The 15,663-nt window shown below is 57.8% G+C and carries 19 protein-coding genes and 1 pseudogene; 4 read left to right on the top strand and 16 right to left on the bottom strand.

Annotation, left to right across the window (positions count from 1 at the left end; genetic code table 11):
* Window positions 1–13: 13 nt before the first annotated feature.
* From QW863_RS19935 to QW863_RS19895, 9 genes are all read right to left on the bottom strand, one after another.
* Window positions 14–3,172 (bottom strand): SIR2 family protein, encoded by a 3,159-nt coding sequence (locus tag QW863_RS19935; RefSeq protein WP_315768339.1) that lies wholly within the window; start codon window positions 3,170–3,172, stop codon window positions 14–16.
* A gap of 309 nt (window positions 3,173–3,481) precedes the next feature.
* Window positions 3,482–4,078: a hypothetical protein gene (locus QW863_RS19930; protein WP_315768337.1), complete on the bottom strand. Its 597-nt coding sequence runs from the start codon at window positions 4,076–4,078 to the stop codon at window positions 3,482–3,484.
* A 244-nt stretch (window positions 4,079–4,322) separates the two neighbouring features.
* Window positions 4,323–4,799 (bottom strand): hypothetical protein, encoded by a 477-nt coding sequence (locus QW863_RS19925; protein ID WP_315768336.1) that lies wholly within the window; start codon window positions 4,797–4,799, stop codon window positions 4,323–4,325.
* 24 nt (window positions 4,800–4,823) lie between these two features.
* A complete protein-coding gene (locus QW863_RS19920; protein WP_315768334.1) occupies window positions 4,824–5,336 on the bottom strand; it encodes a TIGR02594 family protein in 513 nt (170 codons plus the stop codon).
* A gap of 13 nt (window positions 5,337–5,349) precedes the next feature.
* Window positions 5,350–5,976 (bottom strand): MT-A70 family methyltransferase, encoded by a 627-nt coding sequence (locus QW863_RS19915; protein WP_315768332.1) that lies wholly within the window; start codon window positions 5,974–5,976, stop codon window positions 5,350–5,352.
* A 65-nt stretch (window positions 5,977–6,041) separates the two neighbouring features.
* The gene (locus QW863_RS19910) at window positions 6,042–6,215 is read right to left on the bottom strand and encodes a hypothetical protein (RefSeq protein ID WP_315740159.1); all 174 of its coding nucleotides are present in this window, start codon (window positions 6,213–6,215) and stop codon (window positions 6,042–6,044) included.
* Window positions 6,212–6,409, bottom strand: a complete 198-nt coding sequence (locus tag QW863_RS19905) for a hypothetical protein (protein WP_315740160.1) — start codon at window positions 6,407–6,409, stop codon at window positions 6,212–6,214. Before QW863_RS19905 ends, QW863_RS19910 begins: the two co-directional genes overlap by 4 nt.
* A complete protein-coding gene (locus QW863_RS19900; RefSeq protein ID WP_315768329.1) occupies window positions 6,409–6,717 on the bottom strand; it encodes a hypothetical protein in 309 nt (102 codons plus the stop codon). The genes QW863_RS19905 and QW863_RS19900 overlap by 1 nt, the downstream gene beginning before the upstream one ends.
* Window positions 6,718–6,869: 152 nt before the next feature.
* Entirely contained in the window at window positions 6,870–7,478 is a 609-nt protein-coding gene (locus QW863_RS19895; protein WP_315740162.1) for a deoxycytidylate deaminase, read from the bottom strand.
* Window positions 7,479–7,720: 242 nt separating this feature from the next.
* Between QW863_RS19895 and QW863_RS19890 the strand changes: the two genes are divergently transcribed.
* Window positions 7,721–8,113: a hypothetical protein gene (locus QW863_RS19890; RefSeq protein ID WP_315768327.1), complete on the top strand. Its 393-nt coding sequence runs from the start codon at window positions 7,721–7,723 to the stop codon at window positions 8,111–8,113.
* 2 nt (window positions 8,114–8,115) lie between these two features.
* Window positions 8,116–8,292 (top strand): hypothetical protein, encoded by a 177-nt coding sequence (locus QW863_RS36010; protein ID WP_409977951.1) that lies wholly within the window; start codon window positions 8,116–8,118, stop codon window positions 8,290–8,292.
* Here the strand turns inward: QW863_RS36010 and QW863_RS19885 are convergent.
* The 3 genes from QW863_RS19885 to QW863_RS19875 are packed head-to-tail and all read right to left on the bottom strand — an operon-like array spanning window position 8,243 to window position 9,050.
* Window positions 8,243–8,641 (bottom strand): DUF2493 domain-containing protein, encoded by a 399-nt coding sequence (locus tag QW863_RS19885; protein WP_315768325.1) that lies wholly within the window; start codon window positions 8,639–8,641, stop codon window positions 8,243–8,245. The genes QW863_RS36010 and QW863_RS19885 overlap by 50 nt on opposite strands.
* Window positions 8,641–8,907 (bottom strand): hypothetical protein, encoded by a 267-nt coding sequence (locus tag QW863_RS19880; RefSeq protein ID WP_315768323.1) that lies wholly within the window; start codon window positions 8,905–8,907, stop codon window positions 8,641–8,643. Before QW863_RS19880 ends, QW863_RS19885 begins: the two co-directional genes overlap by 1 nt.
* A gap of 11 nt (window positions 8,908–8,918) precedes the next feature.
* Entirely contained in the window at window positions 8,919–9,050 is a 132-nt protein-coding gene (locus QW863_RS19875) for a DUF6884 domain-containing protein (protein ID WP_409998349.1), read from the bottom strand.
* A 120-nt stretch (window positions 9,051–9,170) separates the two neighbouring features.
* Here QW863_RS19875 and QW863_RS19870 point away from each other — a divergent pair, with 120 nt between their 5' ends.
* Window positions 9,171–10,166: a hypothetical protein gene (locus QW863_RS19870; protein ID WP_315768320.1), complete on the top strand. Its 996-nt coding sequence runs from the start codon at window positions 9,171–9,173 to the stop codon at window positions 10,164–10,166.
* A gap of 24 nt (window positions 10,167–10,190) precedes the next feature.
* Here QW863_RS19870 and QW863_RS19865 read toward each other — a convergent pair whose 3' ends face one another.
* Window positions 10,191–10,445: a hypothetical protein gene (locus QW863_RS19865; protein WP_315768318.1), complete on the bottom strand. Its 255-nt coding sequence runs from the start codon at window positions 10,443–10,445 to the stop codon at window positions 10,191–10,193.
* 116 nt (window positions 10,446–10,561) lie between these two features.
* Window positions 10,562–11,848 (bottom strand): site-specific integrase, encoded by a 1,287-nt coding sequence (locus QW863_RS19860; protein WP_315768316.1) that lies wholly within the window; start codon window positions 11,846–11,848, stop codon window positions 10,562–10,564.
* Window positions 11,849–12,448: 600 nt separating this feature from the next.
* Here QW863_RS19860 and QW863_RS19855 point away from each other — a divergent pair.
* A protein-coding gene (locus QW863_RS19855) for an IS3 family transposase (protein ID WP_315717197.1) occupies window positions 12,449–13,548 on the top strand; the annotation gives its coding sequence in 2 pieces (ribosomal slippage) (window positions 12,449–12,701 and window positions 12,701–13,548; 1,101 coding nt in all).
* A gap of 53 nt (window positions 13,549–13,601) precedes the next feature.
* On the opposite strand, the pseudogene QW863_RS19850 reads toward QW863_RS19855, so the two are convergent.
* Both QW863_RS19850 and QW863_RS19845 read right to left on the bottom strand, forming a co-directional pair.
* Window positions 13,602–14,425 (bottom strand): annotated as a pseudogene (locus tag QW863_RS19850) (IS3 family transposase); the annotation flags it as partial.
* 171 nt (window positions 14,426–14,596) lie between these two features.
* On the bottom strand, window positions 14,597–15,598 hold the full coding sequence (locus tag QW863_RS19845; protein ID WP_409977950.1) for a UDP-glucuronic acid decarboxylase family protein: 1,002 nt from the start codon (window positions 15,596–15,598) through the stop codon (window positions 14,597–14,599).
* Between the last annotated feature and the right edge of the window lie 65 nt (window positions 15,599–15,663).

Raw genomic sequence — 15,663 nt, 5'->3', positions numbered from 1 at the left:
TCGAACATGCGGGCTACAGATTAGCAGACCGGCCCAGCCTTATGTCAACTGCCGTCGGTCCCAACCTATTAAAGCGGATCCTAAAGTTAACCTCCTGACCAATTTCCAGCTCGTCAAAGAGGTCGGCTTCCGAAGCGGAGCGATGACCGAAAATATCGTGTGGATAATGAGGGCTCTTCACAAACAGGAAACGTTCGAGCCTCCTCTCAACACGACCGACGTAACGGCTGGACTTTTCAGTAAAGACATTCTCCTTCGATGGTGCTTTTTGACGAAAGCCCTCGGGAGCGCGCCGATCTATCTCCTGGAAGAGAGATATCGCTCCGGGAAGGTCACCTACGAGGAATAGGAATTGTGCCAAATTGAAGCGCGCCTCGAAATTGTGATCTTCCGGTGCGAAGCTCCGCCGCAAGTGCTCCTCCACGACGGAGCGCTCGTATGTAGGCTGATGCAGATAGTGGATCGCGAGAGACTGATGCACGGCTTTATCATCTTCGTTTCTACCCAACGCCTCGCGTAGAACCTTCAGCGCGTCCTCGGGCCGATTTCGAGCTGCATACATTTGAGCCAACCTCAGGGCTGCCCCTGATCCCTTAGGACCAGCTTTCCAAGCATGCTCCAGAGCCCTCAACGCCTTGTCTTCTTGATCAATCTCTCGCCGAAAGCGAGATTCGGTCTGCAACAGATCAGGATCGTCGGGATGGAGCTGTTGCGCCCGTGAAATTGCCGCCTCGACGTCTCGTACCCGCTCTGCGAAATGCAGCAATTCGTGAGACTTTGACTCTTCGGTTAGTTCGGCATTTAGTTCAGCTAATTCATCGACGAGGATCTTACATCGCGTGGACAGTACGAAACGGTCGTTGCCGGGGAGTTCTTCCAACCGCGATCGCGCCCTGCGGCGGAGAGATTCCCTCATCAACGGAGAGTCTTCCTCATTTGCGCGCTTTCGATCGATTTCAGCTTGCGTATGCGCAATGGTTCGATTTGGCCGCTTGTTCTTTGAATCCGCTTGGCGAGCAAGTTCGGCTAGTCGTTCCGCCTCCAAGAGCGATCCATCTTTATGGTTTGACTCGAAGATTGCCCACTGCTGGTAAAGGAAGGGCTGGTCTGGAGCTATTGATATAGCGGCCTTATAGATCTCGCGGACTTCTGTTACACCCGAAAAGGCCTCGGCCAACGTGCGCCCCTTCGTGATTTCTTCGAGCGCTCTTCTGTCCGAAGAGTAACCTAAATCAAGGCCTTCGATCAGGCGTCTGAATTGCTTAGATCGCGCAGCGTCGTCTGGACAGACCTGACGAAACATGATCGTTGCCACTCGCGCATGGCGTGTCTTATATGCGTAATCGCCAGTGTAATGGTCTTGCTCGACCTTCACAATGTCCTGGAGCGGGCCGAAAAAATCTGTCTTATAGTCTTCAAGCTCAATGCCGGAGATTCTAGAGATAGTACCAGCTCGTACTTTCACGCCGAACTGGTGCATGGTTGCGATGTCCAGATAGAGCTGTCGAGCGCGCTCAGGGTGAATCCTGGAATGCTCGTTCATGATGATCTCTTCGAACGGCTTCCCTCGGGTCAACTCATGCAAAGCGACCAGCAGTTGCCGATCAGCTCGCTCCTTTTCCATGAACGCATCTACCTGCTCTTCCCTGCTTCGATCCTTAAGCAAACCGAGGCTGTCGTATCTTTCAAGCAAATCGAGTAGACCTTCGACCTCATTGCGAGACAGGTTGCCGACGCGCAGAAAATGCGGCGTAAACTCATCTTCAAGAGCGGCGCAATATGTATTCCAGTCTGAATCTCTCTCCGCTCCGACAACTACGATTGGCAGCGAGCGAGCCTTTGCTGCTTTGAGCAGCGCATATACTTTGTTAATTTGGAGCGCGACCTGATCCACGAACACGTAGAGTGGCCGCTGAGTAAGGCTGTTTAGCTCGACGAAAACGTCGGGTTTAAGTGCACCACTCTCTTCCAGCCAAAGCACTAAGGCATTAGAGGACGTAGCAGCCTCGAATGCTGTGCGCTTGAGGGCGATGGTCTTTCCGGCACCCGCAGAGCCTCGCAACATTAGCAGCAACGGGCCTTTAGGAGATTCGTTCTCCAGTAGAGCTTTGTAGAGCAGGTCCTCCTCAACCTTTCTTCGAACATCAAGGCGATCAGTTATTGCCCCCCATCCAGTATCGTATCCTTCGTAGAACAGCTTTGGCTTTTGTTCGGCGACCGCCATGCCAGAATGCACAAAAGCTAAATCCGTACTCAAGGCATGGCGGACCTGCTGAGTTTCTTCAGATCGAACGACGTAAAACTTCCTGATCGGGAATTCGCTAACAGCATCAGATGGCGTAAAAGCCCTGAACAGCGGAGGAATTGAATTATCGAGTGCCTTCATCAAATCCAAAAATCGGCACTTTATAACTCCGATGTTTTTTGTCGCCCAGAAATCAATGTCATCCTCGTCGGCGTCAGGGGTCACGATGAACCATCGTGGTCGCCGGTTAGACTGCAAATTGTAGATCAGCTGACGGATGTGAGTATCATCCAGACGATACCCAATAAAGATAAGGGTGTTCTCTCGAGCGTGATCCTTCAGTCGATCGAACAGTCGAGTTCGGTGCTGCGAGTATGCGGCATACTGCTCTCGCGAGAGAACAAGCGGTATATCGGGATCGTGGAGGTGGTCCAGGCAACCGTGAAGTTTCAAGTATTGTACAGGATTTGAAACAGCTTGCAGTCGCTCCTCGATCGGCTCGTCGTCTTTCACAAACCGGACCAAGTTTTGGCGGCGCTGTGGCTCTTCATATGCGCGCTCTAGGAGGAGATCGTAGTTCGTTGTGGCAATCATGTGCCAGTTGAAGTGGGTGAGCAGACGGTGTGCTTCGCCAGGGTCAAACCTATCGAAGGCCTCCCGAACCACTTCGAAGACTCGAGCTTGCCCTCCGCTAGTGGCCACGGCCATTTCGGCAACGGCCATGACGTCACGATGGCTCATGTCTCTGTTGAAGAAGCGGGCAGCAAGAATGTCTCGCAGCTGATTGGCGTCTGGTGGCCTTGCCTTGGAAGCGTTGGTGGCTTCTTTGGATGCCCCAGCTCCCAGAAACGGAATTGCTCTCCTACTCTTCACGGCCTCAAGTAACTGGAACGGAAGCTCTAATGAGTTTGGCGGAGGTTTTGCCACATGGCCCTCGCGTGTGTCGACGTTGGCTCGGCAGGCGAATCGGTAATCATCGCAAACACGCTAAGCGTGCGAGGATCTTTAAGATATTCAACGGTGTAGTCGGCTAAAAACCGCTGGATCGAGAAAGATAACAATCCGTACTGATAAATAGTCAACGCAAGCCGCTGAAAAGGCAAGTTAAATGCGTTGAGTCGCCATATCCGCGGATCTTTGCTCGCAGTGCGATAACATGTACGAGGGGGGGGGCGGTCCAGATGCTGTGGGCGCCACTTCCCGCGACGGTCGTTAGGCGCTGGCTTTGGAAACGTCTCAAATATCAGCCGGTAGTTCGATGTCGGGGGACCATTTGAGCCCCCGCCATTTACTTTGCCTTGCCTGGTCTCTCGCAATCAATGCTGCGGTCCGGTCCGGAAACCACATGTTTCCACCCCATCCTGGCATCATTTCATCGCAGCTATCGCCATATAACCAGGCAGCCTCGAAGCCGTCATATAGGAGAACTCGATAACAGTCCCAATGCTTGTCATAATGGATTCCCCGATAGCCACCTGCGTTAAAGTGATACCTTCGCATGTAAGCGGCGATTTCAGGAAGTTTCTCTGGCTTGCTGCACATTCCACTAAGCCAGGTCTGAGCGCTTATTCGGTCATTCAACAGGCCGGGAAACGTTGCCATCCAACGACGCTCCCGACTGCGCCGCAGGTCATCACTAAAACCATCGCAAATTTCCAGCCTTACGTATTCGATCGGGTAGCCGTCTTTCCATTCGTTGTGAAACCACCTGTATAGGCAGTCGCTCGGCCTTTTCACGTGTTGCTTAAACCGGTCGGCACACGTACCCGCGGTCTGCCCGACATATCGGACCTTCCCGTCACGTCCGGAGAACAGACCATAAATTCCGGCCAATGCGGACGCTCCAGCCCAGGGGGCGTTTGGCTACAAGGTTGGTCGATTTCATTTGGGAACAACAAATGATTTTAGCAAGCCTAGCCATGCTCCCGTCGATGGGGGAGCCATCCCTCCGGGCGGGGGAGGCTGTAGGCGTCGTGCTCGCGAGCGGAGTGGGCACGAAGCTCGTTGGCCAGTTCGATCCGGCGCCGCGTCACATTCTAGATCAGCTTCTTCCCTGTTCTTGACGCTTCGAGCCCATTTAGAGAAACTCCTTCGACGGGTGACTGTGACCATCGATGCAGATCGTGTTACCGTTCGGCCGCTTCTCCATCATGTGGCCTGGCTCGCCGCAGGTCGGACATCGACCGAGTCCGAGCGGCTTCTCGCGATCCTCGAACCATCGCTTGATGAAGCGATCGAGGTTCGGCGCCGTGGCAAACAGGCGGGATAGCCCGGTCCCGATGCCGTCCTTTGGCACGTAGACGGTCTTGCCGGCGTCGAGCGCGTCCTGGACTTTCTTCAGGTCCTGCATCACCGCCACCTGACACTCGATGCTGTCGTCGAAGAACGCCGCAGCGGACATGCTGGGCTTCCATTTCGTGGCTACGCCGATCGCGTTGGGCTCGCCGCGCATGGCCGCCGCCTGACCTCCGTAGCCCCGGCGCTCCACGTTGTCGCCGAAGACGAAGACTGCCTCCGGGTTGCCCCGGAGGTCCTGTCTCGTGATCCAATCCATCCTTTTTATCGGCATCTCTGCTCCTTAGGTTGGCGACACCCACGTGCGGATGCGGTGGCGCGGATAGACGCTCTCCGCCACTCGGTGCCCGTGATTTCCACTGATGACGATCGGATCACCCTTCGCGGTGAAGCCGGAGACGATGCCGACGTGCCCGCCGCCGCGGCGACCCATGGTCACGACAGCTCCGACCTGGGGCGCGACACGGCGGTGGCTCTCCCATGAGAGGGCGCGATCATCCACGCCCGTGGCGCCTGTGATCTTCCGCAGGAAGGCGGAGCACCACAGGGTGCTGCGGACGCCGACCTGATGGGCCGTCTCACCGACGAACTGACGAGCGCGCTCGACGAAGCTGCTGCCGGCGCTGAAACCATGCTGCAGACCATTCTGGAAGCCGCCGAAGACGCTCTGCTCCTCCTGTTGCACGACCGCCTGGTGATGATATTGGCGATGATGATGACGGGGACGAGCTTCAGCCGTACTGACTGTCGCGGCCAAGGCAGCGGCGCAGAGCAGCGCCGAGATTGCTCTCTTCACTTCGATCTCCTGGTTAAGCTGCGAGGATTTCTGGTTCGCCAGCGACGTTCAGAGCCGGCTCACCGACCAGCTCGGAATTGAATTTCGTGACCTCATTTCCCCAGGCGTCCCATCCCGGCCGCTCTTGGCGCGCGAAGATGTCCGCCTTCGGATACGGTCCTGCCATCTTGGCAGCGTTGACGTATCCCTCCTCGGGCTTGCGTGAGTGTTCGCGACGCGGGCTCAAGATGGCAGAGCGGATGTCGCGGGCATGAACGCGAGGCTTGCCAACCTTGCCGATCAGGATCGGCTCATGACAGTTGCGGAAGACGTAGCCGGTGCCGAAGGTCGGCCGGCTGTTGTCCTTCGTCATCTTCACCCAGACGCCTTGGGTGACGTACTTGACGTTCCAGCGCCTGAGGCACTCGCGAGCCTCGTCGTACATCGCGCCCGTGGCATAGAGCCAAACCCACATGCCATCTGGGTGCGCCAGCTCCGCAATCGGCAGCTCGTAGATGTCGTCGATCGACATGCACTCGTAGTGCTGCTCAGCCGACTTGCCCTTGCCTTTCTCTGAATAGGTCTGGAACGTCCACGGCGGGTCGATCTTCGCCAGGCCATAGTGGTGTCTCAGGAGAGGGCTCAGTTGGAACTTTGGCATTTGCATTTATGTCCTTTGCATTCATGCAAATGTCAGAGCGGGCGAGGGCTGTCAACTTTTGGTCGTCAATCGATCAGACGGAGCTGCTCAAGATTGTAGATGTGAAGCGCGCCTGCGACTTCAGGGACGGTACACTCGACAACCAGGCGTGGCTCGCCCTTGAGTGTCGAGAACATCGAGACGACCACGCCCGGCCACTTGTACCCCTTGATCTTCTCGACCTTGTCGCCGACCTTCATACGTCAGCCTCTGTGAGCGCTGCGCGGCCGGCATCGGTGATCCGCCACTGCATGCCGTAGCCGTTCAGATTCTCCTTGATGAAGAAGCCGCGCTCCGCCAGCTTCGCGGTCGTCTTCGGGTTGAAGAGTCCCCAACCGCCGGGCCGCTCGACAGCGTCCTTCAAGGCCAACTTCTCCCTGCTCGTCAGCTTCATCAGTCCTCCTCCTTCAGCCACCGCGGCTGATGTTGCATCGCTTCCTCGATCAGCTCTGGCTTGAGCACGTCTTCCTTGCGCTCTGCGAGGATCGCCTGGACCAGCATGGCATCCGGCAGGATCGACATGCAGGGCTGCTTCTTGTCCTTGCGGTCGCAGGTCGGCTCCGTTAGCTTGGCCCTGACCACGAACATCTCGCGGTCGTGACCGAAGCGCTCCAGCAGCTTGACCTTGCTCACACGGCCTTCGCGGTTGCACTGCGCGCACTTCACGCGGACCTGCGCCAGGGGCCAGTCTTCAAGTCGCATCGACGCGCTCCGTAGCTGCCTTCACTCGGATGCGGGGCTTCGTTTTAGGAGGCTTCCAGTTCTGGACGAGATGGTAACGATAGCAGTCATCGCCCTCGCGGATGGCGCACTCACGAAAATCCCATCGCTCGTTGCCGCACGGGCAGCCGCGGTCATGCGACATCTTCGTCCTCCGGCAGGTCGATGATGTCGCACTGGATGCCGCATTCGTCGTAGATCGAGCGTGACTTTGCCATCGAGTCCTTCCACCGTTCGCGCTTGTCTTCCGGCAGCTCGGGCGCGACGACGCGCTTGATGCCTGCCTGCACCATGTGGAGGGCGCAGCGGTCGCAGGTGAGGAACGGCCAGGTGTAGAGCGTGTAGCCGTGGAGCGGCTCACGAGCAGTCAGCACCGCGTTGATCTCAGCGTGGATGACCAGGGCGATCTTGGTGTCCCGGTCATGCAAGCGCTCGAAGGTGTCAGCGATTCCGCGCGGGAAGCCGTTGTATCCGGTTCCCGCGATCGTTCTGTCCGGTCGGACGATCACCGCGCCGACTTGCGTGCTCGGGTCCTTCGATCCGCTGGCGATCTCGCGAGCCACGCGCAGGTGGTAGCGATCCCAGTCGAGGTTGTTGCGCTTGATCTCGGTCCTAACTGGCGCAGCGACCGGAGCGATTCGGGACGCCTGGCAGCAGATATCGCAGATCGAATTTGGATCGCGCTGCTGATGGGAGCAGGGACTCACGGCGGAACAGCAACCCAGCATCAACCGGCTAAACACCTTGCCTCTCCATTTGCGTTATGGATTTGCAATACAATACAAAATGCAAACAAGCAAGTTTTGGGTTGGAACCCGATGAAGGGGCTTTCAAGCCGGAAATGTTGGGTTTTTGGATGTTTTCACTTCCTGCCGGAATAGCATTGTGGACGCGGTGAAAACTTGCATTTTGTCGCGGGTCTAGCTAATGCAAACGACGGAACCGGGGCGTTGGGGTCTCGGCTATGGTCTGGCGGCGGAACACCATGAAGCGTTCTTTTTGTTATCGGGGTTACGAAATTTCGGCTGAAGACGGCCGTTACCAGGCGAAGTCCTTGGATGGGGATGATTTTTTGATGACGTCCAACCACCTCTTGCGGGTCCTGAGAAGCGTGGATGCGCTCTGGGTCGCAGCAGAGGAAGTCCTTGATCAGCATATCTCAAAAAATGTACAGCCGTCGTGGATCCGCGACCTGCTCGAAAAGCCCATGTGCCGTATGGATCTCGATTTCGCTGATGGTGCCGCGCCAGTAAGCAGCCCGGCCGGAGTTGTCGCATTCCGCAGCCGCTTCACCGTCAAGTCCGGCCCTGCCAGCAGCAGCGGCGATTGCACAGCCGCTTCGGGATTGTCTGGGGCTTATGGGCGGCGATCGTCGTGACCATGCTCGGCGCCGTCTGCTACAACTGGTGCATCGTCCCGCCAATCAACGAGGTGAGCGCGCCGACCGCCGCGGGGTTCATCTATATCGCTCTCAACGTCATCGTTGCTGTCTCAGTGCCAAGCCTGATCAGGTGGGCTTCGGAAGCGAAGGGGCGAGTCCGTATTCCCAACACCTGATCGTCATGTCCCGGGTGCCGGTCCCGCCAGGGAAGCCTACCGCATAGTCCGGCTTACCCTCGCGAAGCATCTTCTCGTTCCGGAATGGGCCGGCAGCTGCATCATACAGCTTGCCGGCCTTGTTGCGTCGGACCACGGCGCCGGGGCGGGTGATGTCGTTCCACGCAGCTGGGTACGGATCGAACAGGACACCGCGGCTCTTGGCCCATTCCCGGGCCATCCTATCGGCTCCAGTCGCCTCACCCTCAATGATACAGCTGATGGTTGAACGTGCATCCAGCTCGTCCAAAACGCGATAGAGCCATCTTCTATCGACGAAGTCCCGACCGCCGTAGACCAGGACTCGCATTATGGCGTTCCGTCCATCTTCTTGCACTTCGTCAAGTCGCTCTTCTGGACCCAGCCATAGGTGCCGTCGTGAATGACGAACCACCAGCCCTGATACTCGTCGCGGAAGGCAACCTTGTCGCCCTTCGCCACGGGCTCGAACCTGGGATCGGTTTTGCCGTCTGGCCGATTGAGCAGCTCGATTTCCTTGATGGCCGTGCATTCGGTGTAGAATGCGCTGGCCGGGGAGGCGGTAAGAGCAGCAGCCGCAGCAAGCAACAACATCATTCTCGGCATCTTCAGGTCCTCTCAGCGAGCCAGCTCAGCTGCCGGCCTATTGTCAGTCCATACATCGGCACCTCGATGTACCAGAACTTGTTCTGCAGGATGCCACAGACATACTCGAGGTAGCGCTCGCCTGCCAAGAGGATTGCCTTCTGACCTAGCAGTCCGGATCGCTAGAGTTGGTAGGCGAAGCGCGCAGCACTTCTGTATGTCGGCTCAATGTGCTAGGAGGCAGAGCGTTTTAGTAAAAATCGTTTGGAGGGACGATGATAATTCAGCAGGAGCAACAACTTAACGAAGTCGCTGGCGAGGTGCAGGCCCTATTAGCCGTGATTGGCCCCATCTTAAGGGGGGTCCTGTACGCCTTGAAGAGAGAAGTTGCGATCGAGGCCGGCGACTATGAGAACTTGAAGCTCCTCATGTTGGGTCGATTGCGGAGACAAGGTGACGGCGACTGCGGCATTTGCTTTGAATACGCTGTTCACGAGGCGCTCAACACGGGCGATGCCCACGTTGTCGAGCGCGTGACCGATGCGTTGAAGCTTTGCAAGGTAACGGGCGACGCAAAGTCCCTGCTTTTCGGCATTGAAAAGTCTGGCAGACAGCAGCTCATCGATACTGTGCATCAAGAATTTACGGACGACAGCCGGGTTCTATCTGGCCTCAAGGGCCAACCGCCAAAGATCAAACGCCACCTCAGCGAGCTAGCTCGCGCGTTTCGTAGGCGCACCACGACTCTCCCCACATCAATCAGCGGGCTTTGGAAGGCCGATCTCTTCTTAGGCGTACCCGAGGCGGAAAGATGGGTCGGCACGACGGTAAAGATCAACGCGAATGCTCTGGTAGGCGCGAAGGGTTTGCGAGTCGGGATTGTTCCCAGCTTGTCCGGACGCAGCGATCGGGTCATTAAAGATGAGAGCAAGAACCTGATCATCTGCCCGCTGCACCATGATGGCTTGTTCATGGAGATATTCTACGACGCCTGGAACATCGTACTCGCTTTCTTTTCGGCCGACTCGCGCGTGCCCAAGGAGGTCGTGCTGCCAAACCCGGCTCATCGTGAAGTTGCGCGCCAGCTTGAACAGCGTCGCGAATTTCCTGTTCTTGATGTGATCGAAGCTCTCAAGGTATTTGCTCAGCCTGAATTGCTAGTAACCGCGCCGAAGAAGGCCGGACTTCAGACTCTTGCTTCGGGGGATGATCTTGCGAACATGGTCGTCGCGCCGCTGCCCCGTAGGGTTCCTGTTCTAAAGAGGCGTTAGACGGGAAAGTCACCGGGGACGAACTTATCGGAATGCCTCGCAGTAGTCGCCGCTGGCGAAGGTGCCGGACGGGCAGGCGGCGCCCTTGATCTTCGGGTAGGCCCGAGGCGTGTCCCGACGTAGGGCCTCGCACTTGTCGCCCAGGCCGACGTAGCCTGTCGGGCAGGTGCCGTGCCGCTGGAGGCGCTCCCGGCCGTCTCGGGTGGGTGTCGGGTAGGGGCTCTCGGCCAGCGCCGAGGTGGCCACAAGCATGGCAATTGCGACCGTGGTTTTGGTCATGATCGACTCCGCAGAACGGATGATGGACGCTAGGGCTGGGGTACAGATTGGGTACAGAATGAACGTGAACAAAACCAGAAGATCAACGTTCGATTGACGCAAGAACACGAATGATTTCAATGGTAGATAGGTGGGCCCTCAAGTTCGGGACGCAGGGGTCGCAGGTTCGAATCCTGCCGCTCCGACCAAATTTCCCTAGAGTTTTTCTCCTGCGTTCGATCCCCGGTGAGTCCGGCCACCGTTTTGGCCACCGAAACATTGAAGCCCTTTCGACCGATTGCAGCTGCTGCGCCTTGCAGGTAGTCGGGATGATGGTGGCCATAGGTGTCTTGCAGGATTTCTGGGGACATTCCTAGGAAACCTGCTGCTTCCCATATCGATACGCCTCGCTGCATCAGCCAGGTCGCGGCGGTATGGCGCAAGGTATGCGGGGTGACCTTGCCGGCCAGGCCCGCCAGCTCTACGGCTCTGCCGAACCCCTTCTTCACCGATGCGACCGGCTTGCCATTGAACTCGACGAAGCACGTGACGATTAGCTTGCGATCTTTCCACCGACGCAGGTGTGCGAGCAGCCGCGGTGGTATGGGCGCTGGAGTTTGGCGCTTCTTGGTGGCAGGCTTGCCGATCGGCTTTCGGTAGAATATCCCGCGATCAAGGTCGACGTAAGAGCGGCCTGGCTCTGTATACGGCGAAGCTGACGCAATAGCCCCAGCCCGAGTGCCGGTATAAAGGCCGATCAGAATAAATCTGGCCACATGTCTCAGCGGCCGGCGGTTCGTGCTGACCGGATCACCTTTCGCCGCCCCTGAATGGATAGTCTGCGTCTCTCGATGCCGCCAACAATGCCAAATGAGGGCGGCGGCTTCCTCTCGCGTAAGCCATCGGTCTCTCGGGGCTCCCTTTGGCGGAAGCGACACGCGTACTAAGCCCCGGTGGAAACCTTCCTTCGCATGATGGTTGATCGCAGCGCGAAATGTCTCCAGGTCGCGGCGTGCGCCACCGCGGTTGCCACGATGCCTGACATACGCGGCGCACGTCTGGGCATTGACGGTAGACAGCTTTTTGTCGCCCCAGAATTCATTGAGGCGTTCAATCCTAGCCCCGATCTCAAACTGGTCGCCGGGTTCGCCGATATCGGTCAGATAGATCGACAGTACGTCAGCACAGTCGATGTCCTCGATATCCTGCCGGCGGCGCTCGGGTTGGTACTTTTTGGCGATGTAGTCCGCTAGGGCTTGCTCTGCCTCTCGAGGCGGTTTCGTTTCAATCGAGCTCGCAACGCATCCCGTGGCGATATGGCGATCTCCATCTTTGATGATCCAGACCGCCTGATGAACAAGTTTTCCGTCTCGGTATCGGGCCTTTCTCTTGTAGAGTCTGATCCCTTTGCTTGGACGCGACATAACTCCCTCATGGCGCTGATAGCTTCAAGGGTAGTATAATCTCTATTCGCGATCCGTTCGAGAGTCAGTCGACCTCTAGCGCCTTCTCTTCGCAGGCCAGAAGCGGTCATAGATCCATCCGGGAAGGCTATTTTGGCGGCAATATCTAGACGCAGCGGCGCAGATGGGTCGATCGTTTCAGCCGTAGGCTGCATGACTCGTTTCGACATTAAGGGCCTCAATCTCGACAGCCGCGGCAGTCGTATGGATTCCAAACGCAGTTCGTGGGACTTGTCCGGTCACAAGCGACTTACATCTATCATCGCCAGACTTCCCAATTCAGAGACGAACTTGCCGGGTCGAAGCTTGTCGCAGATTTTCGCGCGCAAAGGACAGGCAATTCTGACTAAGAGCCCCGAGAGGGAAGCAGAACACCTATCCGATGCGCGTAGAGGCGCGGCACCAGTCCGAAGTCCGATCTCGAAGCAACCCGACTTCGTTGCCTAACGATCTTCCATGGTCGTCCACGGTGTAGCGGTGGTGACCTGCCCCCATCAAATTAGGCCAGTCTGAACTGGAATTTTCCACTTATGATCCCGACCCGGGACAGAGGAGAGTTCCATGCAGGCATCGAAGTTTTCGGAGGCGCAGATCGCGTTTGTTCTGAAGCAGGCTGAGGACGGCATGGCGGTTGCGGAGGTTTGCCGCAAGGCCGGGATCAGCCAGGCGACGTATTTCAATTGGAAGAAGAAGTATGCGGGCCTGATGCCATCGGAGATGAAGCGGCTGCGCCAGCTCGAAGAGGAGAACGCCAAGCTCAAGCGGATCGTTGCGGACTTGTCGCTCGATAAGGCCATGCTGCAGGATGTGCTCTCAAAAAAGCTCTGAAGCCTGGCCGCAAGCGTGAGCTTGTCGACAAGGTGCGGGGCGACTGGAAGGTCTCGATCAGGCGGGCCTGTTCGACGCTTCGGATCGATCGCGCACTGTACGTCTACAAGTCCAAGCGTGGCGACCAGGCCGCCCTCAAAAATCGGATCAAGGACGTCTGCCAGACACGGGTGAGGTACGGATATCGCCGCGTCCATGTCCTGCTGCAACGTGCCGGTTGGGCCGTCAACGTCAAGCGCGTCTATCGTCTCTATAGGGAATTAGGCCTGCAATTGCGCAATAAAACGCCGAGGCGTCGCGTCAAGGCCAAGCTGCGCGAGGATCGTACCGACGCGTGTCAGATCAACGAGACCTGGGCGATGGATTTCGTTCACGATCAGCTTGCCACCGGTCGCAAGATCCGGGTTCTTACGATCGTCGATACCTTCAGTCGCTTTTCTCCAGCCGTCGATCCGCGCTTCAGCTATCGAGGCGAGGACGTCGTGCTGACTTTGGAACGCGTCTGCAAGGCCGTCGGCTACCCCAAGACGATTCGCGTCGATCAGGGGTCGGAGTTCATCTCCCGCGATCTCGACATCTGGGCTTACCAGAAGAATGTCATTCTCGACTTCTCCAGACGAGGCAAACCGACAGACAACAGCTTCATCGAATCCTTCAATGGCAAGCTTCGAAACGAGTGCCTGAACACGCACTGGTTCCTGAGCCTTGACGACGCCCGGCAGAAAATGGAGGATTGGCGTAGAGACTATAACGAGGTCCGGCCACACAGCGCGATCGGCAACAAGCCGCCGATTTCGCTGTTGAATGGCTCATCGGCGCCCCCGCCGGCATGAGCCTAACCCCGGAAAATTCCAGCTCCGGCTGGCCTAGTTTTGGGGAGCACTTCAAACTCGGTGCCTTGATCAACACGGATCGTCGCCGGGAATCCCACTTCATTGCAGACTCCTTCCAGTATCTCCACGACATCGGTGCCGCGGAAAGTGAACCGCGGTGTCAGCGCTGGCGAGAATCGGGAGAAGATGTCGACGATCGTGAGCACCCGAAGCTTACGTCCGGTTGCCAGCTGATCGTGGACGAAGTCCATCGCCCAGGTCTCGTTCGATCGCGTCGCCGGCCTGCGATCGTCCCGCAGCTTGGCCTTGACCCGGCGCTTCGGCGTCTTGTTGCGTAGTTGCAGGCCCAACTCGCGATAGACCCGCCGCGTCTTGTTCTGCCCGTGGCGCCATCCTTCGCGACGAAGCACGACGTGAATGCGGCGATAACCGTAGCGGACGCGAACCTGACAGATCTCCCTGATCCGTTGTTCGAGGGCGGCCTGGTCGGAGCGACGGGATCTGTAGTGGTAGGTCGACCTGTCGAATTCGAGGGCGTCGCAGGCCCTGCGGATCGATACCTGCCACTCGCCACAGACCTCGTCGACGAGCTTGCGCTTCCGACCAGGCTTCACAGCTTTCGGCGGATTACGTCCTGCAGCATCTCCTTGTCGAGCGACAGATCAGCGACCAGCTTTCTCAGCTTGCCGTTCTCGTCCTCGAGCTGCTTCAGCCGACGCATCTCGGTCGGCAGCAGCCCGTCATACTTCTTCTTCCAATTGAAATAGGTCGCCGGGCTGATCCCGGCCTTGCGGCAGATCTCGGCGACCGGCACGCCGTCATTGCCCTGCTTCAGAATGAACGCCTTCTGGGCGTCCGAAAACTTCGAGGCTTTCATCGTCTTCCGCTCCTCCCAGCCGAGGGGATTCGGCAAGCGCAAGACTCTAGCCAAAAATGGTCCAGTTTTCCGGCCTCAGATCACGCCCAGGTCGTCTTGCCACTTCTCGCGCAGGCATCAGACGCTGGCGAGCGAGATTCCGTCGACCGATCCACACCGAGGCCCGTCACCTCAACCCGGGTCGTCCAGCAGGGATCGGCGGACAGCACCCTCGGACAGGAGCCGGTCGAAATAGGCGATGGTCCTGGTCAGGCCTTCGGTAAGGCCAATCCTCGGCTGCCATGACAGGACAGCTTCGGCGCACGCTATGTCGGGCCGTCGCCGACATGGATCATCCACCGGTCGCTTCCCGCATACGATGGCAGACCGCGAATTGCACAAGTCGATGATGGTCCTGGCGAGTTCCTGGATCGAGATCTCGGCGGGGTTGCCGAGATTGACCGGTCCGGTCACATCGTCGGGGGTCGCGGCGAGGCGGACGAGCGCATCGACCATGTCGTCGACATAGCAGAACGATCGCGTCTGTGACCCGTTGCCATACAGGGTGATCGGCTTGCCGAGCAGCGCCTGGACGATGAAGTTCGAGACGACGCGCCCGTCGTGGGGGTGCATGCGAGGCCCGTAGGTATTGAAGATTCTGGCCACCTTGATCTGTAATCGGTGCTGGCGCCAATAATCGAAGAACAGCGTCTCGGCGCAGCGCTTACCTTCATCATAACAGGACCGCGGACCGATCGGATTGACGTTGCCCCAATAATCCTCCGTCTGTGGATGCTTCTCCGGGTCGCCGTAGACTTCCGAGGTCGAGGCCTGAAGGATCATGGCCTTGAGCCGTTTCGCCAGCCCTAGCATGTTGATGGCGCCGTGAACGCTGGTCTTGGTCGTCTGCACGGGATCGTGCTGGTAATGGACCGGCGAGGCGGGGCAGGCGAGGTTGTAGATGCTGTCGACCTCGACATAGAGAGGAAACGTCACGTCGTGCCGAAGCAGCTCGAAATTCCTATCGTCGAGAAGGGGCTCGATATTGCGGCGTGTGCCGGTGAAGAAATTGTCGACGCAGACGACCTGATGGCCGTCGGAAATCAGTCGCTCGCACAGATGCGAACCGATGAAGCCGGCGCCGCCCGTAACCAAACTGTTCTCGCTGATGCGCCTGGACGCTCTTCTCGACACGATCCTTGCTCGTTAGAATGTTCAGCAACCAATAACAACCATAAGATGAGTCGAAGGGCAAGGCG

The organism is Bradyrhizobium sp. SZCCHNR1017, assembly GCF_032381375.1.
In the GTDB taxonomy this organism is placed as follows: Bacteria; Pseudomonadota; Alphaproteobacteria; order Rhizobiales; family Xanthobacteraceae; genus Bradyrhizobium.
Note: the sequence above shows the minus strand (reverse complement) of the source record. Positions and strands in the feature narration are given on the sequence as shown.

Bases quoted from the DNA above. Each gene is read 5' to 3' on its own strand.
- QW863_RS19925 (WP_315768336.1), bottom strand. From the start codon at position 4,799: ATGGATTGGATCACGAGACAGGACCTCCGGGGCAACCCGGAGGCAGTC.
- QW863_RS19915 (WP_315768332.1), bottom strand. From the start codon at position 5,976: ATGCCAAAGTTCCAACTGAGCCCTCTCCTGAGACACCACTATGGCCTG.
- QW863_RS19910 (WP_315740159.1), bottom strand. From the start codon at position 6,215: ATGAAGGTCGGCGACAAGGTCGAGAAGATCAAGGGGTACAAGTGGCCG.
- QW863_RS19905 (WP_315740160.1), bottom strand. From the start codon at position 6,409: ATGAAGCTGACGAGCAGGGAGAAGTTGGCCTTGAAGGACGCTGTCGAG.
- QW863_RS19900 (WP_315768329.1), bottom strand. From the start codon at position 6,717: ATGCGACTTGAAGACTGGCCCCTGGCGCAGGTCCGCGTGAAGTGCGCG.
- QW863_RS19890 (WP_315768327.1), top strand. From the start codon at position 7,721: ATGAAGCGTTCTTTTTGTTATCGGGGTTACGAAATTTCGGCTGAAGAC.
- QW863_RS36010 (WP_409977951.1), top strand. From the start codon at position 8,116: ATGCTCGGCGCCGTCTGCTACAACTGGTGCATCGTCCCGCCAATCAAC.
- QW863_RS19885 (WP_315768325.1), bottom strand. From the start codon at position 8,641: ATGCGAGTCCTGGTCTACGGCGGTCGGGACTTCGTCGATAGAAGATGG.
- QW863_RS19880 (WP_315768323.1), bottom strand. From the start codon at position 8,907: ATGATGTTGTTGCTTGCTGCGGCTGCTGCTCTTACCGCCTCCCCGGCC.
- QW863_RS19870 (WP_315768320.1), top strand. From the start codon at position 9,171: ATGATAATTCAGCAGGAGCAACAACTTAACGAAGTCGCTGGCGAGGTG.
- QW863_RS19865 (WP_315768318.1), bottom strand. From the start codon at position 10,445: ATGACCAAAACCACGGTCGCAATTGCCATGCTTGTGGCCACCTCGGCG.
- QW863_RS19860 (WP_315768316.1), bottom strand. From the start codon at position 11,848: ATGTCGCGTCCAAGCAAAGGGATCAGACTCTACAAGAGAAAGGCCCGA.